General features: G+C 46.6%; 20 protein-coding genes and 1 pseudogene. 8 read left to right on the forward strand and 13 right to left on the reverse strand.

Going from position 1 to position 21,439, the window contains the following annotated elements:
- Positions 1-425 precede the first annotated feature (425 nt).
- From AC58PQ_RS27615 to AC58PQ_RS27625, 3 genes are all read right to left on the reverse strand, one after another.
- Complete coding sequence (locus AC58PQ_RS27615) at positions 426-1,175, reverse strand: YwmB family TATA-box binding protein (protein WP_497247268.1); 750 nt, start codon at positions 1,173-1,175, stop codon at positions 426-428.
- A gap of 70 nt (positions 1,176-1,245) precedes the next feature.
- Positions 1,246-1,638, reverse strand: a complete 393-nt coding sequence (locus AC58PQ_RS27620) for a VOC family protein (RefSeq protein ID WP_497247270.1) — start codon at positions 1,636-1,638, stop codon at positions 1,246-1,248.
- Between the two features lie 68 nt (positions 1,639-1,706).
- Positions 1,707-1,928 carry a hypothetical protein gene (locus tag AC58PQ_RS27625; RefSeq protein ID WP_497247272.1) on the reverse strand — a complete coding sequence of 74 codons (222 nt, stop codon included), beginning with the start codon at positions 1,926-1,928 and terminating at the stop codon, positions 1,707-1,709.
- A 156-nt stretch (positions 1,929-2,084) separates the two neighbouring features.
- Here AC58PQ_RS27625 and AC58PQ_RS27630 point away from each other — a divergent pair, with 156 nt between their 5' ends.
- Positions 2,085-2,363, forward strand: a complete 279-nt coding sequence (locus AC58PQ_RS27630; protein ID WP_497247274.1) for a hypothetical protein — start codon at positions 2,085-2,087, stop codon at positions 2,361-2,363.
- Between the two features lie 94 nt (positions 2,364-2,457).
- Here the strand turns inward: AC58PQ_RS27630 and AC58PQ_RS27635 are convergent.
- Positions 2,458-5,106 (reverse strand): annotated as a pseudogene (locus AC58PQ_RS27635) (ATP-binding protein); the annotation flags it as partial.
- 145 nt (positions 5,107-5,251) lie between these two features.
- Between AC58PQ_RS27635 and hisC the strand changes: the two are divergent.
- Together hisC and mscL are read left to right on the forward strand one after the other, a co-directional pair.
- Positions 5,252-6,376 (forward strand): histidinol-phosphate transaminase, encoded by a 1,125-nt coding sequence (hisC, locus tag AC58PQ_RS27640; RefSeq protein WP_497247276.1) that lies wholly within the window; start codon positions 5,252-5,254, stop codon positions 6,374-6,376.
- Positions 6,377-6,503: 127 nt separating this feature from the next.
- Positions 6,504-6,968, forward strand: a complete 465-nt coding sequence (gene mscL / locus AC58PQ_RS27645; RefSeq protein WP_497247278.1) for a large conductance mechanosensitive channel protein MscL — start codon at positions 6,504-6,506, stop codon at positions 6,966-6,968.
- Between the two features lie 33 nt (positions 6,969-7,001).
- Here mscL and AC58PQ_RS27650 read toward each other — a convergent pair whose 3' ends face one another.
- The 7 genes from AC58PQ_RS27650 to AC58PQ_RS27680 all read right to left on the reverse strand — a co-directional run bounded on the left by AC58PQ_RS27650 (position 7,002) and on the right by AC58PQ_RS27680 (position 14,059).
- On the reverse strand, positions 7,002-7,760 hold the full coding sequence (locus AC58PQ_RS27650) for a (S)-benzoin forming benzil reductase (RefSeq protein ID WP_497247280.1): 759 nt from the start codon (positions 7,758-7,760) through the stop codon (positions 7,002-7,004).
- A gap of 63 nt (positions 7,761-7,823) precedes the next feature.
- Complete coding sequence (locus tag AC58PQ_RS27655) at positions 7,824-8,744, reverse strand: stalk domain-containing protein (protein ID WP_497247282.1); 921 nt, start codon at positions 8,742-8,744, stop codon at positions 7,824-7,826.
- A 148-nt stretch (positions 8,745-8,892) separates the two neighbouring features.
- Positions 8,893-9,930 carry an adenosine deaminase gene (gene add / locus AC58PQ_RS27660; protein WP_497247284.1) on the reverse strand — a complete coding sequence of 346 codons (1,038 nt, stop codon included), beginning with the start codon at positions 9,928-9,930 and terminating at the stop codon, positions 8,893-8,895.
- Positions 9,931-10,154: 224 nt separating this feature from the next.
- Complete coding sequence (locus AC58PQ_RS27665; protein WP_497247330.1) at positions 10,155-11,183, reverse strand: FecCD family ABC transporter permease; 1,029 nt, start codon at positions 11,181-11,183, stop codon at positions 10,155-10,157.
- A gap of 11 nt (positions 11,184-11,194) precedes the next feature.
- Complete coding sequence (locus tag AC58PQ_RS27670; protein WP_497247286.1) at positions 11,195-12,235, reverse strand: FecCD family ABC transporter permease; 1,041 nt, start codon at positions 12,233-12,235, stop codon at positions 11,195-11,197.
- Between the two features lie 15 nt (positions 12,236-12,250).
- The gene (locus AC58PQ_RS27675) at positions 12,251-13,261 is read right to left on the reverse strand and encodes an ABC transporter substrate-binding protein (protein WP_497247288.1); all 1,011 of its coding nucleotides are present in this window, start codon (positions 13,259-13,261) and stop codon (positions 12,251-12,253) included.
- A gap of 102 nt (positions 13,262-13,363) precedes the next feature.
- A complete protein-coding gene (locus tag AC58PQ_RS27680) occupies positions 13,364-14,059 on the reverse strand; it encodes a DNA alkylation repair protein (RefSeq protein WP_497247290.1) in 696 nt (231 codons plus the stop codon).
- A gap of 117 nt (positions 14,060-14,176) precedes the next feature.
- Here AC58PQ_RS27680 and AC58PQ_RS27685 point away from each other — a divergent pair, with 117 nt between their 5' ends.
- Positions 14,177-14,971 (forward strand): HAD family hydrolase, encoded by a 795-nt coding sequence (locus tag AC58PQ_RS27685; protein ID WP_497247292.1) that lies wholly within the window; start codon positions 14,177-14,179, stop codon positions 14,969-14,971.
- 803 nt (positions 14,972-15,774) lie between these two features.
- Here the strand turns inward: AC58PQ_RS27685 and AC58PQ_RS27690 are convergent.
- Positions 15,775-16,230 (reverse strand): GNAT family N-acetyltransferase, encoded by a 456-nt coding sequence (locus AC58PQ_RS27690; protein ID WP_497247294.1) that lies wholly within the window; start codon positions 16,228-16,230, stop codon positions 15,775-15,777.
- 321 nt (positions 16,231-16,551) lie between these two features.
- On the opposite strand from AC58PQ_RS27690, the gene AC58PQ_RS27695 reads away from it, so the two are divergent.
- The 4 genes from AC58PQ_RS27695 to AC58PQ_RS27710 all read left to right on the forward strand — a co-directional run bounded on the left by AC58PQ_RS27695 (position 16,552) and on the right by AC58PQ_RS27710 (position 20,224).
- Complete coding sequence (locus AC58PQ_RS27695; protein WP_497247296.1) at positions 16,552-17,403, forward strand: SDR family oxidoreductase; 852 nt, start codon at positions 16,552-16,554, stop codon at positions 17,401-17,403.
- A 222-nt stretch (positions 17,404-17,625) separates the two neighbouring features.
- Positions 17,626-18,288: a helix-turn-helix transcriptional regulator gene (locus tag AC58PQ_RS27700; RefSeq protein ID WP_497247298.1), complete on the forward strand. Its 663-nt coding sequence runs from the start codon at positions 17,626-17,628 to the stop codon at positions 18,286-18,288.
- Entirely contained in the window at positions 18,285-19,391 is a 1,107-nt protein-coding gene (locus AC58PQ_RS27705) for an alanine racemase (RefSeq protein WP_497247300.1), read from the forward strand. Before AC58PQ_RS27700 ends, AC58PQ_RS27705 begins: the two co-directional genes overlap by 4 nt.
- 368 nt (positions 19,392-19,759) lie before the next feature.
- Positions 19,760-20,224: a RidA family protein gene (locus AC58PQ_RS27710; RefSeq protein ID WP_497247302.1), complete on the forward strand. Its 465-nt coding sequence runs from the start codon at positions 19,760-19,762 to the stop codon at positions 20,222-20,224.
- A gap of 63 nt (positions 20,225-20,287) precedes the next feature.
- On the opposite strand, the gene AC58PQ_RS27715 is transcribed toward AC58PQ_RS27710, so the two are convergent.
- Positions 20,288-21,427 (reverse strand): toxic anion resistance protein, encoded by a 1,140-nt coding sequence (locus AC58PQ_RS27715; RefSeq protein WP_497247304.1) that lies wholly within the window; start codon positions 21,425-21,427, stop codon positions 20,288-20,290.
- Positions 21,428-21,439: the final 12 nt, after the last annotated feature.

Below are 21,439 nucleotides of genomic sequence, written 5' to 3' on the forward strand. Positions count from 1 at the left end.
AAGCTTAATTGCTCATTTGCGTTGCTAGCGAGATTTTGCAATCTCTTTTTTTGAACGATTTCTCGTTCGTGCTTACTCACTCGTTGTTCAGTTTTCAAAGATCAATTTCTTCCGCTCACTGCCGTGTTACCGAAGCAGCGAGAAGTAATATACCACAGATCATTTCTTAATTGCAAGCACTTTTTTTCTTGTCAATTTATGTCGGTGTCTGTCGGTTGGAAAGTCATCTTACCATACCTCATTGCCGGAAAGCAAGTCCACTTTATATCGTTTGTGATTGCTTGCTTCAGAACAACGAGGACTAATGTACCATGCCCTGAAACCAATTACAACCCCTTCGGAAAAGTTCCACTATTGCAATTGTTTCGAATTGTTCCTACAAGTAGAAAGAAAAAAGGGATGCACGATCAGCACCCCTTCCCCATTTAATATTCCATTGTGATAATCGGTGTTCCTACGGTCAAGCGCCAGAGGCCAGAAGTCGTATCTAGATGAAGTGCGATTTGAACATTCACCTTCTGATTACCGCTTCGTATAGAAGCTTCGAATTCAGGCGACGACAGCGACGTACTAAAGGTTGTGGTATCCTCATAACGCTCAACAACATTTCCTTTATAGGCATGAACTAGCTCCGCTAGGAATTCCTTGGGGTTATTTTGCAATGAGATGTCCCCAGCGGCGCTTCCTTGTATCATCACATTCCACTTACCTTGAATGTCCTCATCCTTTAACTGTGCGCTCATTTGCTCCTGCCATTCCAGAAGGCGGTCTTGCTCCGCATTTCCCGAAGCATCTAGTCGTAATACGGCATAACATGCTGACTGTCCGACAGGACTAGCAACCGTTAGTGTCATGACAACGCCAGCTTCAACCTCTGATTTTACAATATAGATACCGTGCTGTGGGGGAAGTTGTTCATGATTCATTGGTCGAAAGCCCAGTTCTTGCGATAAGCTAGCGCCAGCAGCCATGACATTCGTATCCACACCATCACACGTTCCAAAATAGCCTGTATATTTGAAGGTAATTTGTTGATTGGCTTGCATAAAGGGCTCGGCCACATTCAAAAGTAGCTGCGCATCTTGTTTGGCCTGTGCATCCGCGTGGCGAATCCACCCGAAGAATAAACAAATAATAGTTACACCTATTATTGTTTGCGTCCACATCTTGCGCATAAAAAAAGCACCTCTTTGCTAGAATCTATCACTCTAGTAAAAGGATGCCCGTATCTAGCAAATGTTAAACCTATCCACGTGTCGATTGAAAAAATTCAATCCGCTCGCCATCTAGTCCATTAAAGAAGAAATACCTGGAACCATTCGGGAGTGTTGTAATTTCCATATCCAGCTGTTCGACCTCTAGACCTTGAATTCTAGCGAATTCGGCTTCCACATCATCTACTGTAAAAGCCAAGTGATGCACTTTGCCTTCCTGCGGTAAGTTCGCGTTATAACCTTCAATTAATTCAACTTCCGTTTCATCTTTGGCTTCAAAGCCAAGAAAACCAAGCCGAATTACGCCATTCGTATGGAGTAACGTCCCTTTGTGCTTAAGTCCGATCACATTCACATAGAATGCAATGGAGGCTTCTAAGTTTGCTACCATGACGCCTACATGTTCCAATTTCATAACAGCCATATGTATCTGCCTCCTCTTTCTAACACCCTTCATTTTAGCTAAAAATAATGAAAAGGGCTAGACCGAGATCAGGACATGAGAATTGTCTCCATCTCCCCATTTAATGAGAAGAGCGTTACCTCTGTATTCGTTGTATGAACTAATCCCAAGTTATTAAACACTTCCCGTACCTGAGCATTATTTAAATGCTTCGTTATCGTTTCAATGGCTCGATGTGAAAACTCCTGGTACATGGATTCAAAAAAAATGAGAACTTCTTTTTCCTCGATTAACACTTTTGTGTGTAGCATCTCGCAACACCCCCGGTTCAGATAAAACTATTGTATATTTGGGAAGCTAGGAAAGTATGAAGACTTCTTTAGGTTTATGTTAGGTTTGTAGACTTCGCCAAAATTGAGGTGTCCGTGTATAATGAAAACGAAAGCAACAGATGGGAGGGCTCCAGAATGAGGTTGTTAAAGCTACTGCAAATCTATGAGGTGGATGGGATTACTCCCAAGCATCGGTCAGATCGATTCGATTTCGATGAGATTCAAGGGCAAACATTTCGTGAAGTGAACCCGACCGAAGTAGGATGTCCAATGACGTTATCAGGGGTTCGGCAACATACACCATTCAAAACAACACGCGTGCAAGCGATTGATCAAGACGGATTGGATTTCCGTGTATTGACACGCAACACCATCTACCATTTTGAAGTTCATACAGACCGAAATGTGCTGTGACACAAAAGACCTTTGACTACTTCCTTACTGGAAGGTATTCAAAGGTCTTTCTGTTTTATTTATTTAACCAAACATGCATAAGTGAAAGCAGCTGGCTTAAATGCAGCGGCTTGCTAATATAATCGGATGCACCAGCCTGTAAGCAAATGTCTCTGTCCTGTTTCATCGCTTTGGCGGTAAGGGCAATGATCGGGACATTCGCATATCGACTAGTCTTCCTGATCAAACGCATCGCTTCATAGCCATCCATAACCGGCATCATGATATCCATGAGGATGAGCTCAATGCTGTCATCTATTGCCAACAGTTCTAGGCACTCTTGCCCGTTCTGAGCAACGCTCACGATGATACCTTCTTGTTCAAATGCATTACATAGCGCAAATACGTTACGCACATCGTCATCGACAACAAGCACTTTTCTATCTTTAAAATGATAGCTTTCCTCCCTATCAGAGGTTTGCTTACTGGTATCGCGAAGCAGAAATTCACTAGTAGTCGTAGTCGATGTCGCTGCGGCTTCCATATGCATGGCAGTGGTTTCACCCAACAGATGAGGTACAGACGGCACGAATAGCGTAAAAGTACTCCCTTTGCCTTCCTCACTTTGCATATGGATGCAACCCCCAAGAAGCCTAGCTAACTCTCGGCTAATCGACAAGCCCAAGCCTGTTCCTCCGTACTTTCGGTTCGTTGTGCCGTCCGCTTGACGGAAGGGTTCGAAAATGGCTTCTCGCTTGTCAAGCGGTATACCTATACCCGTATCCCTGACGGAAACAGCCATAACCTGTGAATCTTTAGCAGAAGGCAAGCGTTCCTCAATTTGATCAACACTGCACATGCGAATACTCACCTGTACAGAACCGTCATGCGTGAACTTGAACGCGTTAGAAAGCAGGTTTTTAATAATTTGGCTGAGCCTTTGTTCATCTGTATAGAAGATTCCCGGCAGTTGAGCATCCATTTCAATATGAAAAGCAAGCTTTCGCTGCTCGGCCACTTTATCAAATTGACTCTGCAACAGCTCCGGAAGCCAGTTAATCTGCAACTCGCTAATATGAATATCCAACTTACCAGCTTCCACTTTGGACAAATCCAAAATATCATTGATTAGAAGCAGTAAATCATTCCCTGAAGTATGAATAACACGCGCATATTCTTGTTCATCATGTGTCAAGGTTCGATTATTGTTCTCCTGGAGCATCTGGGAAAGGATCAGGATGCTGTTAAGTGGCGTACGCAGCTCATGGGACATGTTAGCCAAAAACTCCGATTTGTATCGCGAGCTCAACTCCAATTGAATGGCATGTTCTTCAAAGGAGGCTTTCATGTGCTCCAGCTCTCTGGACCTTTCATCCGCGTAGCGATTTCTTTCCTCCAGTTGTTCATTGGTCTTATGTAGTTCTTCTTGCTGACTTTGAAGCTCCTCCGTCATAGCCCGATACTCTTTGAGGAGCCGCTCAACCTCGACGCGCGTTTGCACGCTATGTACGATAGTTCCTAGTACTTCTAAAATATCATCCAACAAACTTAGCTGAAGCGACGTAAATTTATCAAAAGAAGCCAGCTCCATAATAGCAATGACTTCTTGATTATGAATAATTGGAACAATAAGTACACTCTGTGGACTTGCTGAACCTAGTCCCGATTTCAATCTGATATAGTTTTCAGGGACATGAGTAAGGTGTACCATTCGCTTCTCAATCGCACACTGACCAATCAAGCCTTCTCCGAGCAGAAAATACGATTTACCTGCTTCTGCACTCTCACCCATTGCCGCGTAGGCCGCCAACCTCATCATACTTTCCTTAGCTTCGTGTGCGCTTCGAATGTAGAATACACCGAAGGATGCTCCAAACAATTCAGCCGCTTTGCGAATAAATGATGTACCCAGCGTTTCCAAATCTGAGATACCTTGCAGCATATGGACTACCTCTGTTAGCTTCCGCTGCTGCCACTCGATTTCTTCTTGACTTTCCAACAAGACATTCGTGGCGTCAGCTAGATCCTTCACCTCATCATTCATTGTGACATGAATACGCTTCGAACGATCCCGCTTCATGGAGCTCAGCTTGATGATGCTCTTGTTGACCTGTTTAATCGTCCCAACGATCGATCTCGAGATGACTAATGCGGCAATCAATGAGAAAACGATTACGAGCCCAAGCATGACAAATAGCGAGTTGGTAAGCTTCTCATTCTGTGCATCAAGGTGTGCCGCCCGACCCTTTACATACCCCATTTCTATGCTGCGAAATCGACTTAATTGCGAGCGAATATCGAGTATATTTTGGTGAGTAATAAAGAAAGTAAATTTAAAGTAACTCTCGTTCTCGAGATCACTTCTAATCGTCGGCAAAGCCCCACCTGTTTGTACGAGCCAATTTTCAATAGATTGTTTGAGCGTGATCAGATTCTTCTCCTGAACAGAATTATCACTCGTTAATTCTTTTAGATGATTAAAGGAATCTCTCCACTTCGTCTCTCCAGTCGTAAAAGACTCTAAATATTTAACATCCCCGGTGAGTAGGTAGCCTCTTTGTCCATTTTCCATATCCATCACATATTTCTCAAGAAGATTCGATTCCCTATTGACGGCAAAGTCGTGCTCGATCACATAGTTACGATCTCTTAGCATAGCAGCCAACTGATAATTGACGATTACAAATGATAGGGTTAAACAGAAAATGATGAATACATATCCAATCATAATTTTGGCACGAATACCGAATCTCATTTTCCTCATCCTGGTGACATCCCTTCTATTAGCTAAACACCTACAATTTGTATCATATACCAAACTGACATTAACTGGGTATGCAAACTTTTCACTTTACTACTTTACCGAGTTAATGTAGTATTTAATTAAAGTATTTCTAAAAGAAGGAGTGATGGTTATGAAAGGTCCAGGCATCAAAAACATCAAGCCCCGCAGCATTTTATCTCAAATGAAGCCCTACACGCCTGGAAAACCCATTTGGGAGGTACAACGCGAATTCGGGGTCACACAGGTTACGAAATTAGCATCTAATGAAAATCCATTAGGCCCTTCCCCCCTTGCTCTGGAGGCTATTCAAGCATATTTAACTGATATTCATCGCTATCCAGATGCGGAGACCGTTAATCTAAGAGAGGTTATTGCGGAAAAACGCGGATACACGCCTGATCAAGTCCTAGTTACGAATGGCGGAGATGAACTGATTACACTTCTCTCCGAAACTTACTTAGAACCTGGTGATGAGGTCATTGTACCCTCACCGACATTTAGTGAGTACGAATTTGGAGCCAACTTACTTGGTGCTAGCATTATACAGGTACCACTCGGTAAGAACTTTCGCTATGAGGTAGAAGCTATTCTCGCAGCTGTAACAGGGCGCACGAAAATGCTCTATATTTGTTCACCTAACAATCCGACAGGCACTTATATGAAGAAAACGGATTTACACCGACTTGTGAAAAGTCTTCCCTCGCATATACTTGTGATCTTCGATGGCGCATATAGCCATTTCGTCACGGCAGATGATTACTGCGATGGACTTGCGCTTGTCCAGGAAGGTTATCCGGTCGTGGTTCTGCAAACCTTCTCTAAAATATATGGATTAGCAGGTATTCGCGTGGGGTATGGCATCGCAGATGCGGGTATTTTGCAGCGAGTTCGTCAGGTGAAGGAGCCTTTTAATGTGAACATGCTCGCACAAGTCGGCGCTGCTGCTGCTTTCAAGGATGATCAGCATCTTGAGGCAACACGTTCTAATAATGCCAATGTGCGGGAAGAGCTTTACACCGAATTGCGTGCCTTAGCACTCCCGTTCACGCCAAGTATGAGTAATTTCGTACTCGTCGATCTGGGAATAGAGGCCAAAGCCTTATATAACAATTTGATGAGTCGCGGGGTTATCGTTCGGTATGGCGGGGGTTGGAACCTTCCGAATCATGTTCGGATTTCGATTGGGACTTCCGATGAGAATGCGTTACTTGTTCAAGCATTGAAGGAAATTATCGCTGTGAAGGCATAGATTGGGGATGTAGATAAAGCTCCTTTGTTTGCTATGAATATAAACTCCCACTAGCTTTTGGTGCATTTGTTTGGGCTATATCAACTATGGTACAATGCTATCAATCTTAGTCTCATGGGGGTACTTCATGTTAAAAGAATTCAAAGATTTTGCATTCAAAGGGAATATGCTCGATCTTGCTGTCGGGGTTATTATCGGAGGGGCTTTCGGTAAAGTCATCACGTCTATTGTGAATGATTTGGTTATGCCGCTTGTTGGCTTGCTCATTGGTAAAGTGAATTTCAATAATTTATATGTTGCATTGGATGGGAAACATTACGATACATTTGATGAAGCTGCCAAGAGCACTGCTGTCTTTAGATACGGTCAATTCCTATCGACTTTCTTGGACTTCATAATTGTAGCTTTCGTTATCTTCATGGTTGTTCGTCAAATTGGCAAGTTCCGCAAGAAGGAAGCACCTAAGGAAAAAGCGGTAACAACCAAAGATTGTCCTCATTGCTTGTCTGAAATACCTGCGCAGGCTTCGCGCTGCAAGTTCTGTACTTCGGAGCTTTCGGCTGGGGGTAAGGTTAGCGGGAGTATTCAGTAGGATCGCGTGATATGAGAAAGAGCCCGTGTCGGATTACGACACGGGCTTTTTGGTGCGCAAGTCGGCGATCTCGCCTTGCTCGAAAGCATTCGCTTGCAGCAGGTGAAGCAGCTGCTTGGCAGTATCTTCGGGTGAGCGCAGCTCACCCTGCTCTTTGAGCTGGACGAACCTGCTCACCTGCGGGAAGTCCTCTTCCGAGGCAGCGCGAATCTCCCGCTGCATACCGGTGTCCACCACACCCGGTGCTATGCTGCAAATCAGCACCGGGTGCGGTTGGTTCGACTGCTCGACGCCGACGCAGCGCGTCAGCATGTCCAGCCCGGCCTTGGCGGTGCAGTAGGCACCCCAGCCTGGGTAAGGCTTGCGCCCCGCACCGGAGGAGATGCCGACGACCCGCTTCAGGATCGGCCACGCCTGCGTGAGCCGAATGAAGCTGTTCGTCAGCACCGCGGGTGCGACGAGATTGACCTGCAGGCTGCGCTGCAGGTCGTCCGGGTCCGCTCGGCCGATCGACGTCATCGGCTCGAGCATGCCCGCGTTGTTGATGAGCGTGATGGAGGTCACGCCATCACGCTCTGTTAGGATTCGCTCCATGAGCGAGTCGAGGTCTTGGGTTTGCGCCAAGTCGTAAGCGTGGAAGGTCAACTGACCTTTCATGCGCAGCGCCTCTTGGCGCAAGGTCTCGTTCTCGCCGCGGGAAATGCAGTGGACCGCAGCCCCTTGCTCTAGCAGCTGCCGGATGATGGCAGCGCCCAGGCCTTTAGAACCGCCAGTAATGATATAAGTATCCATATGTGCCTTCCGTTTCTTTTGAAATTAGCTGACTATGTGATAGCCCTGCTCTTCATTCCACTTTTACTGCGCCAACTCCACTTTAATCATCTTATACTTCGTGAAATCCCCTTTGCCTATAAACACCGCAAAAGGCATAATACCCTGAGGATTTTCCACCCCAAGCGTCGTAGTTGCCGTACCCAAAACACCACCCTTGTCATCATAAAACGTAACAACAATCGGCGTATCCGCAGCTATCTCCTTTTCCACCACACGATCTAGAAAGCCTCTAACAATTGTGTATTCCCCACTTTTCAGCACATCAACCAGACCAAAGGTGACCCTATTGGAAGCATCCTGAATAAAAGCTGGCGCTTCGTAACCAGGCATACGTGCGGGTGAAGGCGTGTGGCTTTCTAGGGTAACCATTTTATAGCCAGAAATATTAGTTAGACTCGTTGTTTGGAACGAGATAATTTGCTCCTTCAACGTCGGAATTTGTTTAATCACATAAGGTACTTTCTCGATCAATTCTCCCTTATCGTTCCAGAAAGCGAGGTTACCTGCTGCATCCGTTTTGGTCAAATCGTTACCAGGATTCATAGACTGATAGGCTTTAATAAACTTATAATCCCACGCATCATGTCCTATAAAGAGTTGTCCCTTAATGACCGAATGGGTACCCTCTTGCTCTATTAATAAGTGCCCCGCGCTCATACCTGGATTATTAATATCCGCAATCGTAAAGCCGTCATCGATGACTATGGTTTGCGTTGCCTCATCATAGGCTACTTTATTCCCCATGTTTTCAGCAATAAATCGCACAGGAACATACACATGGCCCTCATAATTCAAAGGTTGATAGCCAGCCGTACTTTTTGTCTCACCATGAATGACGAACTTAGCTGGAAAAAGATAAGTCTGCACCATATCCGAAGCATACACGCCCGTAGCCGCAGTCAATCCAATTCCGCATGCTAAGCCTAAAATAAACTTTTTCATGTCAACACTCCTATACCTGCTATCTCTATTTCAATCTGTATAGAAATAGACGCTAGAGATTCCATACAAGTTGCGTAATCGATGTACAATCTCCCTGAACAAAAAAAGAATCCGCTGCGCATCGCAACAGATTCCCTTCAATGCTCGTTCAATTATATACACCCAAGCTGCTAAGCTCAGCTTCCATCTCTTGTCTGAACATCACTTTATCGCATTCTTCCATAAAAGCCGCCTCCACACCATTCATGATCAGCTTCACCAGTTCCGGTGTTGTAAAGGCAAATCGCTCCGCAAGCGCGCGATACTCATTCGTAATGTTGGTGCCCGATACACTTGGATTATCGGTGTTGATCGTCACAATCAGCCCTTGATCCATGTATTCCCGGATCGGGTACACCTCCCACGAAGCTACAGCCTTCGTTTGGATATTCGAGATTGGACACATCTCCAGTGGGATCCGGCGGTCTTTGACCAGTCCCAAAATATCGGCATTCTCCCGAAGCCTCACCCCATGCCCTATTCGCGTAGCACCTAAATGTGTGACCGCCTCGTAGACGTTAACCGCACCTGCAGCTTCACCAGCATGAATGGTAACAGGAATGCCTAGCTTACGCGATCTAGCGAACACTTCACGGAAAAATTCAGGCGGATAGGTCGCCTCATCACCAGCCAAATCAACAGCTACGACACCCTTCCCTACAAACTTTGCCGCCGCTTCTATGACTTCCAAATTATCTGCACAAGCGTGATTTCGCATACAAATCGCAATAACACCGAATCTTGTTCCAAAATCTCGTTGTGCACGCTTCAGTCCCTCTATGACGTAGTGGAACGTCTCTTCCAGTGTCAACCCCCTATTGCGATGCAATTGGGGAGCAAACCGGACCTCCACATAACGGCAGTTGTGCTCCACGGATTGTTCAACGACTTCATAGGCAACACGCTCCAAGGCTGCGCCTGTTTGTAGGAAGCGCGTTGTAAAATCGAATTTGCCTAAGTATTCAATAAGGCTGCCGCAATTGTCAGTCACTCGCATATGCGGGATCAGCCCATCTTTATCGTACACAGGGAGTGATATGCCTTGCTCGAGAGCGAGCTCCAGAATCGTCTCGGGCTTCACACTTCCATCCAAATGTAAATGAAGATCCACCTTCGGTAATCTCGCTAACAAATCAGTTGTTCGCATGTGAGCCATCTCCCATCTCTCCTTTTGCCTCTCTTTGGCGCCAGCGCGCTAGAGAAGAATTTTAATTACTTTAAACGAATGTTAGTTATATGTCAATATATATGACAATTAATTTATCTTAATAGTATATGCGTCAAGTTATCTAACATTTACAATGCTTCGGTTAAAATAAAAAAAATCCACAACAGGCTATCAAGCCCGTGTGGATTTCTATCTTTTGCCTATTACGAAGTCCTCGTTCGCACTAATAAATACAGAAAATATGGTGCCCCGATAACAGCGGCTACGATGCCCGTCGGAACCTCTGTCGGCTGAAACATCCCTCGCGCGATTGTATCCGCGACGATCAGCAGCAGCCCACCCGTGAGTGCCGAGGCTGGAATTAAGTACTGATGCTTCGGTCCAACTAGCCTTCTGGCCAGATGGGGACCAATCAATCCTACGAAGCCTATCCCACCGCCAACAGCAACACATGCGCCTGCAAGCGCAACGGCCGCAGCCAGTAAGCCAAGTCGTTCCCGCTCCATCCGTATGCCTAATCCAATGGACGTCATCTCCCCCAAGTTCAGCACATTCAACACATTCGCTTTGAACATGACGTAAGGAATGAGGACGACGATCCACGGTAACAAAGCGAGAACAAACTTCCAGTTGGTTCCCCAAATGCTACCTGCTAACCAGATCTGTACGAACTGAAAATCAGTCGGGTCCAAGCGAATGCTGAGTACAATCATCAGAGAAGCAATACCTGCGGATACCGCGATCCCCACAAGGAGAAGACGAGACGACGAGATGCCTTTGCCTTTTACATACGAAAGGGTATAGATCAGAAGCGCAGCCAAGCCCGCCCCCAGCATCGCGATCATCGGCATGAAGAACAACGGACCCGCAGCATTATTGGGATAAAAGGAAACGACCAGAATGATCGCAAGTCCCGCGCCCGCATTAATGCCCAGAATCCCTGGATCGGCCAGCATATTTCGCGAAATCCCTTGCAGGATGGCTCCAGACACCGCTAACCCCGCTCCAACCAAGATCGAAATCACGATACGTGGAAGCCGAAAATCAAAAAGGATAATCCCCTGCTTCGCGGTCCCGCCTCCGAAGAATGTTCGCAGCACCTCAAGAGGACTCAAGCGGATCACACCTGTATTCATACTTATCATAAAAACGATGATAATTAGTACCGCTAATATCGACATGACCATGATCGCTTTAGTCAATCTTGGTTTCTTTACGCTTCCCTGCTGCATCATTGTCAAGCCTAATCCCTCCCCTTTCTACGCGCAAGGTAGAGGAAGAAGGGCACACCAATCAGAGCGATAATGGCACCTATCGGCGTCTCAAACGGAGGGTTCACCATGCGGGCTCCAATATCAGCCACCACAACCAGCAACCCGCCTAATACGGCTGAGGTTGGGATAATCCAACGATAATCAACGCCAACTAGGTAGCGAACAACGTGCGGAATGATAAGACCAATGAATCCAACAGCACCTACCGTTGCGACTGCTGCACCGGCCAGAACAAGAACTAGCACGAATGCCGCTAGCTTAACAAGCCCGATCCGTAATCCGAGTCCTGTTGCAACATCTTCCCCCATGCTTAACAGCGTAATCCAAGGTGAGATGAAAAACGCGCACAGTAAAGCACCAATAATCCATAGCGCCATAATGTCAACTTGCAACCACTTCGTACCCGCGACCCCTCCTGCTAACCAAAAAGCGAGATCCTGACCAATATGATAGGATATCGCAATCCCTTCGCTAAGCGCCAGTAGCAAAGCACTGACAGCTGACCCAGCCAAGACGATTCGAACAGGGGTTACGCCTCCCCTAGCCATCGCGCTAATGCCATATACGAGCCCCGTTCCTATCGCAGCACCGAGAAAACAAAATAGAATGACATAATGAAACGGCAGCTGCGGTAAAAAGGCAAAACACAGGGCAAGCATAAAGCCTGCACCTGCGTTGATTCCGAGAATACCCGGGTCCGATAACGGATTGCGTGTTACACCTTGCATAATCGCTCCTGCTACAGCAAAAGCAGCCCCAACCAACGCTCCCGCGATCGCTCGCGGAAGTCTTAGTTGCTGAATGATCAAATGCTCTGTCGAATCAACATTAAAATGAAAGATGGCTTGCCATACCTCACCGAAAGAGATATCTGCTGCCCCTACCGAAATAGAGGCAATCAAGCTAATCAGCAACAAAGCCAAACCACCTATAATAATGCCTGATGCAGCTAAAGGACGCGATTTCAATGTAGGAATGGCTGAGGGAACTTGGCTTTTTGATCCCTTCATACAATAGCCCCCAATTTACTTAATGACTTTAACGATATCGTCCATCACGCGCTCTCCAGCGATAATACCGTTGTACAACCAGCTGCTCTTCGTATCCATTTCGAATACTTTACCTGATTTAACTGCAGGAATGTTCTTCCAAAGCGGATCTTCTAAGTTGCCAGCTTGACCTTTATCACTGTTCACTAAGAAGAGGTAGTCTGCATCCAATTGCGCAAGTTTCTCAAGGGAAATCGCTGTCCAGTTCGCTTTAGCATCTGGTAATACAGCTAGAATGTTCGGCATTTTCAAACCAAGATCGCCATAGGCAACTGCTCCACTTGCAACTTTACCGTTAACAACATAAAACGCTTTGTTTGTTAACCATAGAATGGCAACCTTTTTATCGCCAACTGTTGCAGCAAGCTTCGCTTTTGTTTCTGTTACTTTTTGATCATATTTTTTCAGCGCTGCGTTCGCTGCATCTGTCTTGTTAAGTAGTTCGCCCATTTTCAAAAGCGTCTTCCGATAGTCAGCTGTTACTTCGCTACCAAGGACGAATGTTGGTACGACTTTGGAGTATTGCTCGTAAAGCCCTTTTTCAACTGCGGACTCACTTCCTACGATCATGAAATCAGGATTTGCTTTCAGAACGGACTCAACTGGAAGATCGTAACCAATAGTTGGCACACCAGCAAGTTGTGTTTGTAGGTAGTCTTGAACCGTTGTATCCTTTACAGACCATTGAACAGCTGGTTTAACGCCAAGTGCAAGAAGTGGATCTTCCAAGTAAGAAGCGATAACGGCTTTCGGGCTTGCAGGAACCTTAACGTCATGACCCATGCTATCTTTAACAACTTTATCAACAGCTGGAGCAGGTGTTGCTGTAGCTGCTGCGGTAGCCGCTGGGGCAGTTGAAGTTGCCGGTGTTGTTGTGCTTGCTGCATCTTTATTACTGCCACAAGCTGTTACGAGTAGAGCTGCCATGCACACTGAAAGGACAGTGAAAGTGACTTTCGTTGTTTTTTGTTTGTTGAAGCAAAGCATGGTGAACCCTCCTGAGTGTCTGTTATGTATGACTGATATTGATTCTCAATACATGATAATGAAAATGATTATCAATGTCAAACACTTTCAGGAAACTTTCAGCTACGTTCCAGTATTTGGTTGTTTGCGCTCAATTACCTTGAGTGCTTCACGCAGGCTAAGCGGAGATAACTCGGTGCTAGCAACGAAAGACTGTACGGCTGCGGCATCGGTCTTGGAATACTCGCGCAGCGCCCATCCGATCGCTTTGCGGATAAAGAACTCCTTCGAATGAGCCATTGTCGTGATGCAATGAAATAGCAATGGGACGTCGGTCTTCTTTTTATACTTCAACTGAAATAGAATAGCGGTTCGCTGCAGCCACATGTTAGTAGAAGCTAACCATTTCTCCACATAGGTTGGAATATGCTCTGGGAATCGCTGAAGATGAAAGCCAATCAAGTGATCAGCAATCGTGTCGACGGTGTCCCACCAGGAGTTCGTCACAATAAATTGCTCCAGTATGTCGATATGCTCAGCGTTCACTGTTTTCCTTACTTGTACTAGCATCAGAATCGCCGTGTAGGCAAACTCGCGCTCGGGCAATTGCCATAGCTCCTGGGCGACGCGAACTGCCTCCTCCCCTTTCGGAAAGCCATGCTCCTTCGTGAATTGCTTGGTTAGTGCAACGCGTTCTGGATTTCGAATACCAAGGAAAGGAAAATGATTCTTCATATAAGCTTCCATACTAGGAGCATTCCCCGCGTTCGCATGGGCTCTAAGCCATTTTTCCAAGTCATTCGTGTAAGCTGATGTCATCGTGAAAGTGCCTCCCTTGCGCTATTTCGTATGCGCTTATTGTAGCAATTCTCTAGCAATTCGGGTATGCTATTAGCAGAATTTTAATAGAGATGACGAATAGGATCGGTGAGAAACATGACGTATAAATTAGTTGCTGCTGACTTAGATGATACGCTGTTGCGTGATGATTTGACGATTTCGCAAGAGACGGTTGATGCCATGCATCAAGCCGTTGCCAAAGGTGTAACGGTCACCATCGCCACAGGTAGAAGCTTCCCCTCCGCTGCCAAAATTGCCAATCGAATCGGACTCAACGTCCCCATTATTACGTATCAAGGGGCTTTGATCAAAAACTTGCTAGACGAAAAAGTACTCTATGAACGCACGGTTCCTGTAGAGAGCGCCCGCTTCCTGCTCGATTACTGCGAGAAGAACAACTATCATCTTCAGCTTTACCATGGGGATGAGCTTTATGCAGCTGAGGATAACGATAAGATTAAAAAATACGTGAGCCTGTCCAAAACGCCTTATATCATTGGGGATTTGCGTCAATGGATCCATATTCCGCAACCAAAGCTGCTGATCGTTGACACACCCGAGGTTTGCGACCAAATTCGCGAAGAACTGCTTCCCATTCTCGGCGACCAAATGCACATCACGAAGTCCAAACCGCACTATTTGGAATTCATGCATAAGGAAGGTACCAAGGGGCATGCGATCACGTTCCTGGCTGATCACATCGGCTGCTCTTTAGATGAAGTAATTGCATTAGGCGATGCTTGGAATGATCGGGAAATGTTGGAAGTCGCAGGCCTCGGAGTTGCGATGGAGAATGCACTGCCTGAGCTGAAAGCGTTGGCGAACTTCGTGACGAAGAGCAATAACGAGGATGGCGTGAGGCATGTGTTGGAGAAGTTTGTTTTGGCGTAGTATGTGAGGGGAAAAAGAGGTCCTTGAGGAGACCGCTGCAAAAGGCATACTTTTTTCGAAGAGCGTCAATTGTTTAGTCCAAAACCTATTAAAAAATAATAAAAGACCGTTTAAAGCCATCTCACAGGCTAAAAACGGTCTTTTTTAAGTTCGATGAATTTCTCGAAGGTTTTGCAGTGGTCTCCTTGAGGACCTCTTTTTTTGAACAAAAATTTCTTTTTAATTAACTACTATAAAAATGTAGTACTTTCTTCAAAATAAACGCTGACCTATTATCAATATAAAGTATGAATTAGGAGGAGAAACATGGTAAATGAAAAAAGGATTTTTAGAGCTAATTTAATTGGTGTAATTTTAATGTTCATTATATTAAATTTGATATTCATCGCCCCTTGCGAAGGATTCGGATGTATCTTCTTATTCCTATTAGTATTCATTTGTTGCTTAATTTTTTTAGTATATTTTCTAGCTGTTTTTATATATTCAAAACTAAATACATATTCTTGCTCTGTTGGGTGGTTTTTGTTCCCTGTCATGATCATAGCCTTTTTTCCTGCTACCAATTATAATATTTCAGATGTTATTTATATATGGATTGGCGTTTGTGGGTTGCTACTATTTGTGACTATAACATTAGTGAAAATAAAATATTCATCTTATTTACAAGGTCTTTCGATCAATATGATTTTGTTTACTGTGATTTATATGTTTGTATTTCATTTTAATATATGGCCATTCTGGCTTTAAAGAAAGTGGAAAAAAGACCCCCAGCAACGTGCTGAAAGTCTCCGTTAGAAATGAACTCATAATTCCAGGGTCATGAATGAACTATTGGGGTCTAGGGTGTAATCCGCGAACGGCTCACAATAGGTAAAACCAAAGTTTTCATATAACTTTCTAGCAGGTTCGAAAGCTTCCATTGAGCCCGTCTCCAAGCTGATCCGCGTATAGCCGCGTCGCTTTGCTTCATCAATGATGTGTTCAAGAATTCGCTTAGCAACGCCCTTTCTGTGATGTGCGGAGGAAGTTCGCATTGATTTTAACTCGCCATGCTGACTATCCAGCTCTTTGAGAGCCCCGCAACCAACTAACTCACCTTGTTCCCATCCACTCCAAAATGTAACATCTGGTCTTTTCAATCCATCCAGATTGAGGGCATGTGTACTTTCTGGCGGGGATAACGATTGCATATGTAGAAGATGTTCCATTATTAGCGCTACCACTTCAGGACCGGATAAATCATCCACTTTAATCTCCAAGATTGCCACTCCTCTGTCTCTAATTTTTAATCACAAGAATACAACATTACAATGGTTAATTTCAACTGTGTTTAGGATCCTGCACAATATGAGGTCCTTTGATTGTGCAAGAGGCCAAGGGTTCTATTGGCACTAGACAGCTGGGTTACTGGTATGAGAACATGAGTTATCATCATTTATGTAAGCGCTATCTTAATTATTAATGGTATAGACACCTCTCTAAATCATTAATGATGGAATAGCTTACCTGCATCAATAATAGCATAAAGATTTCATGAGTTTTAATATCCATATCCATGAGGCAAAAGGAGCGTGAGTCCCATGTTCGATGGTGCATTACTCCAAGATAAAGTTGTACTGATTACAGGCGGTGGCACGGGTCTCGGTCGCGCAATGGGCGAGAAATTCCTATCGCTTGGGGCAAAGCTTGCCATCACCAGCCGGCGGGAAGAAGTACTCGCGAAAGCCGCGGCTGAAATGAGCGCTGACGGCGGGAATGTGTTCTACCATCCCTGCGATGTGCGTGATCCGCAGCAGGTTGCTGCCATGATCACTGCGGTGGAGCAGCACTTCGGTCGCATCGACGTGCTGATTAATAATGCGGCGGGCAACTTTGCCAGCCCGACGGAGAACTTGTCACCGCGAGCGGTCGATGCGGTGCTGAACATTGTGCTCCACGGGACGTTCTACACCACGTTGGAGCTGGGAAAAAGGTGGATCGAGCAAGGTGTAGGCGGTACGATGCTGAACATCGTCACCTCCTACGCCTCCACCGGATCCGCCTTTGTTGTGCCTTCCGCCGCCGCGAAGGCCGGTGTGCTTGCCCTCACCCGCTCACTCGCCGTCGAGTGGGCGCGGTACGGGATCCGGCAAGTCGCCATCGCGCCGGGGCTGTTCCCGACCGACGGCGCGTGGAGCCGACTGGCTCCCACGCCCGAGCTGTCGCAGAAGCTCCTGAACCGCGTCCCCATGGGACGGGTCGGAGAAAAAGATGAGCTGGCGAACCTCGCCGCTTATCTGATTTCGGACTTCGCCGCCTATATTAACGGCGAAGTGATCACGATTGACGGCGGCGAGTGGCTGCAAGGCGCCGGGCAGTTTAATGACCTGCTCGAGGTGACCGATGAGCAGTGGGTTTCGCTCGCGGAGATGACCCGCAAGGGGAAATCGTAGCGCTAAGAAAACGCAGTTCCCCAAGTAAGGTTTATCTACTTGGGGGACTGCGTTTTTGTTATGCCACCAACTGCTACTTTGCAGCTGGATGTGCTGATTTGCCTCGTTCATTTGGAAGATCATACTTTTTTTTAGTCTAACAAACTTTTTGTTTGACATTCGAAAAGTTTCTGTTACCATTTTGCTCAGAATAACTTACAACCTGTGAGGGGGATAACCGGCATGGAATCAATTCAGGATGAATTCGGATTTTTGAGCGATCTGGTGACAGGGCTTGCTGCTCAATTCGGCGAGAACTGTGAGGTCGTGCTGCATGATTTGACGGGGTCTTACGAAAGCTCCATCGTCGCCATTGCGAACGGTCATATCACTGGACGTAAAGTCGGAGATCCAGGCACGAATCTAGGCCTTGAGCTGCTGCGAGGCAATCATGTAAACGGCAACAAATTTAACTATTTAACACAAACGAAGGACGGCCGCATTCTGCGCTCCAGCTCGATGTATATGAAAAATAAAGCGGGTAAAATCATCGGTTCACTTTGTATCAACATGGACATTACCGATCTCATGGTTGCCGAGAAAACACTGAAAAACCTCTTAAACCCCGCTGGTGAGAATGCCGAGGTGAGGGAATCGTTCGTAACGAGCGTAAGCGATCTACTCGATGCCTTGATTCAAGAAGCGCAGGAAGTCATCGGCAAGCCCGTTGCCGTCATGACCAAAGAAGATAAGATGCGCATGATCCAGCTTCTCGATGCCAAAGGCGCTTTCCTCATTAAAAAAGGCGGCGAGAAAATTTGCACCTATTTAAACATTTCCAAATATACCCTTTACAGCCATCTGGAAGAAGGCAAAAGTAACGCGAAGGAGAGTGAATCCCTATGACGATCTCCCTAGAAACGCCTTGCGTCATCATTGATACGGATATTATGGCTCGAAATATAGCTAGTATGGCTGACCGAGTGCGACAAAATGGTGTTAATCTACGCCCGCATGCCAAAACACATAAGCTCCCTTCTGTAGCACAGCTTCAAATCGACGCCGGTGCTGTTGGCATCACCGTGGCGAAAGTATCAGAAGCCGAGGTGATGGCGGCTCATGGGATTCTCAACATTTTTATCGCTTATCCGTTGGTGACCGTGAGCAAAATTGAACGTGCGATTCGCCTTAGCGAGGGGATCGAGCTTATCGTTGGGGTCGACAGCTTGGCCGGTGCCCAGCTTATGGAGCAAACCGCTGCTAAGCTGGGGCATACACTGCAGGTTCGGTTAGAGATTGACACCGGGCTACGCCGAACCGGTGTGCCTTATGATGAGGCAGCTGCGCTCGCCACGGAGATTGCAGGGATGCCGCACTTGCGGCTGAGCGGCATCTACACGTTCCGCGGCTCCTTGCTTGCCGGCAAGCCCACGCTCGACGTGGCGGCAGCCGGCCTAGAAGAAGGTCAGCTGATGGTCTCGCTGGCTGACCGACTTAGAGCAGCAGGCATCGCTATAGCCGATGTCAGCGTTGGCTCGACGCCGACGGCTTTGTACGCCGCGGCAGTTGAGGGCGTGACGGAGGTCCGTCCCGGCACCTACGTCTATCAAGATCGGATGCAGGCGCAGCTTGGCGTCTGCGAGCTCGAGGACTGCGCCGGCAGCGTGCTTGTCACCGTCGTGAGCCGTCCTTCGGCGGATCTTGCGATCGTCGACGGCGGCAGCAAAACCTTCGCGACCGATGTGCAGCCAGGCACGAATCCCTTGCAGCTGCGCGGATTTGGCCATATCCTTGGCCTAGAAGATGCGCTTCTCGTTCGGATGACCGAAGAGCATGGCATGGTGGAGCTTGGCCCACTGGCACAAACCGTAAACCTGCAAGTCGGTGACCAGCTGCGCATGATTCCGAATCATATTTGCAGTACCGTTAACCTGCATAATCATATTGTGATGCAGCGTGGAGACACATTTGAACGCGTGCCTGTGCTTGCACGGGGCATGCTGGAATAAATTCGGGAGGTGACCCATCATGTTGGATCTTATTTTGAAAAACGGACGCATCGTCGATGGGCACTGGTAATCCTTGGCTCGCTGGCGATGTCGGATTTAAAGCGAGCTTGAAATGCTGCGTGATCCCTCGTTTCGTGCCCGTGTTCGCGAGGAATTGAGCCACGAACAGACCACGTGGGGCAACCTGATCTGTTCCACAAGATGGCATCTCGCATGTCGTCGTGAATGGCGGCTTATCTTTGACCGGCGGTCAACACACACATGCGCGGGAAGGCAGCTTCATTCGTGCTCAACATTGCTGCCGGCACTAAACTTTTCATACAGCTTCATTAAAAACTAAACCTAACTTTGACTTGGAGGTCATTCCTATGTCCGTTATTGAACAACGTTTGCAAGAGCTTGGTATCACGCTTCCCCCTTCACCAGAACCGCGTTTCACTTATATCCCATGTAATCAAACAGGTAACTTAATCTATTTATCCGGTCAAGATTGCCGTATCAACGGTGAACTGATGTATGAAGGTAAACTCGGCCGTGAAGTGACGATTGAGCAAGGACAAGCTGCTGGTCGTCAAACCATCATCAACTGCTTGGCCGTCATGAAAGGCTATTTAGGCGATTTAGATCGTGTAGTCAAAATCGTGAAAATGCTCGGCTTCGTTAACAGTGAATCCGGCTTTGGCGACCAGCCGTATGTCATCAACGGTGCATCTAACCTACTCGTTGAGATCTTTGGCGAAAATGGTAAGCATGCCCGCTCCGCGATCGGCACGAGTGATCTGCCTTTCCACACGCCAGTGGAAATTGAATTGATCGTTGAAATCCGCGACTAGGGATTATACTCCCTACACACAAAAAGAAACCTCGGACCTTTTACTACGTCCGAGGTTTTTCCTTTATAGTCCAACAGCCGCGCCTCTCTCAAGCCGCAGAATCTGCTTCTCTCCGGTTTCCGCTAATTCACGGAATTGTGTAATCGTTTCGCGCATTTTCGGGAGGGCTTCTTGCTTATAGGTACTGATCGCCTGCAAGGCTTCAAAGCTGTCAGCGAATGCTTTTTTGAGCGAATCTGCTGAAATACTGGCCTCGATAGCGCCCTTATGAATCTCCACACCCTGTTGCTTCAGCATCTGCCCCGTATGTTCAATGAACGTATTCGTGGTGGTGTATAGGGCATTAAGTTGGTTGAGCACCACTCGTTGGTTGGCCAATGCACTGGCAGCCGTGACTGCGACGCGTAACGCTGCTACTGTTACTGTGCTTGCACGATCCACACCGCGGATAAGCTCCTTATTATTTCGGATAACGACCTCGAAGGTAATGAATCCTTGTTGGTTGACAGCCATCATGGCTTGCATATCCAGTGTCCTCTGACGAAGTGGAAATAGAACCTCTTCTGTAATAAATTTGATCTTCTCAGGATCATCATTTCGGGCTTTGGCTAGTACGATTTGAGATTCAATGGTTTCATCCATATAAGAAGCTAATTGGATCTCTTTACGAAGCTTTTTGGTAAGATCACGAAGTGCGTGCTGTTCCAGAAGAAGTGTCGTATTGTCATCCTTCAAACCTAATTTCCCTTTATCCAGCGTTTCCATAATTTCGGTAATGACCATATCCGCTTTATCGAACTGATGGAAGTAGGACCTTAGCGGATTAAAAAACTTCCCTAGAAACCCGCGTTTCGCGAAGTCGATCCCACTTGGATCGAGATCCTTCATTTGCAACTGAAGTTCCCCAAGTCCTTTGGCAACGATCCCTCCCTCATCTCCAGACTTCGAAAGCTTCCCTATCGTTACTTGGAGTAAAGCATTTTTCTGAGAGGATGCTCGCATCGTCTCTATGCCGAAGTTTTCTACCGCCGCCAAAATATTTTTTCGTTTCTCGAGCGAATCAAGATCGATCTCCATGATCGATTGCACATTCTGTTCCGCTTGCGCTTTTAGTTTAACAACTTCCTCCGGAACTGGCTTCACTTGTTCCTCTACAACAGCCTTAAGCTCATCTTCACCTACAATTTCCATCGAGAATGACATGGCAGATCCCCC

The organism is Paenibacillus sp. J22P143, from assembly GCF_059692035.1.

Coding starts and splice junctions, on each gene's coding strand:
- AC58PQ_RS27695 (WP_497247296.1), top strand. CDS start 16,552: ATGTTCGATGGTGCATTACTCCAAGATAAAGTTGTACTGATTACAGGC.
- AC58PQ_RS27710 (WP_497247302.1), top strand. CDS start 19,760: ATGTCCGTTATTGAACAACGTTTGCAAGAGCTTGGTATCACGCTTCCC.
- mscL (WP_497247278.1), top strand. CDS start 6,504: ATGTTAAAAGAATTCAAAGATTTTGCATTCAAAGGGAATATGCTCGAT.
- AC58PQ_RS27700 (WP_497247298.1), top strand. CDS start 17,626: ATGGAATCAATTCAGGATGAATTCGGATTTTTGAGCGATCTGGTGACA.
- AC58PQ_RS27685 (WP_497247292.1), top strand. CDS start 14,177: ATGACGTATAAATTAGTTGCTGCTGACTTAGATGATACGCTGTTGCGT.
- AC58PQ_RS27655 (WP_497247282.1), bottom strand. CDS start 8,744: ATGAAAAAGTTTATTTTAGGCTTAGCATGCGGAATTGGATTGACTGCG.
- AC58PQ_RS27705 (WP_497247300.1), top strand. CDS start 18,285: ATGACGATCTCCCTAGAAACGCCTTGCGTCATCATTGATACGGATATT.
- AC58PQ_RS27675 (WP_497247288.1), bottom strand. CDS start 13,261: ATGCTTTGCTTCAACAAACAAAAAACAACGAAAGTCACTTTCACTGTC.
- AC58PQ_RS27715 (WP_497247304.1), bottom strand. CDS start 21,427: ATGTCATTCTCGATGGAAATTGTAGGTGAAGATGAGCTTAAGGCTGTT.
- AC58PQ_RS27680 (WP_497247290.1), bottom strand. CDS start 14,059: ATGACATCAGCTTACACGAATGACTTGGAAAAATGGCTTAGAGCCCAT.
- AC58PQ_RS27670 (WP_497247286.1), bottom strand. CDS start 12,235: ATGAAGGGATCAAAAAGCCAAGTTCCCTCAGCCATTCCTACATTGAAA.
- AC58PQ_RS27630 (WP_497247274.1), top strand. CDS start 2,085: ATGAGGTTGTTAAAGCTACTGCAAATCTATGAGGTGGATGGGATTACT.
- AC58PQ_RS27615 (WP_497247268.1), bottom strand. CDS start 1,175: ATGCGCAAGATGTGGACGCAAACAATAATAGGTGTAACTATTATTTGT.
- AC58PQ_RS27620 (WP_497247270.1), bottom strand. CDS start 1,638: ATGGCTGTTATGAAATTGGAACATGTAGGCGTCATGGTAGCAAACTTA.
- AC58PQ_RS27650 (WP_497247280.1), bottom strand. CDS start 7,760: ATGGATACTTATATCATTACTGGCGGTTCTAAAGGCCTGGGCGCTGCC.
- add (WP_497247284.1), bottom strand. CDS start 9,930: ATGCGAACAACTGATTTGTTAGCGAGATTACCGAAGGTGGATCTTCAT.
- AC58PQ_RS27665 (WP_497247330.1), bottom strand. CDS start 11,183: ATGCAGCAGGGAAGCGTAAAGAAACCAAGATTGACTAAAGCGATCATG.
- hisC (WP_497247276.1), top strand. CDS start 5,252: ATGGTTATGAAAGGTCCAGGCATCAAAAACATCAAGCCCCGCAGCATT.
- AC58PQ_RS27625 (WP_497247272.1), bottom strand. CDS start 1,928: ATGCTACACACAAAAGTGTTAATCGAGGAAAAAGAAGTTCTCATTTTT.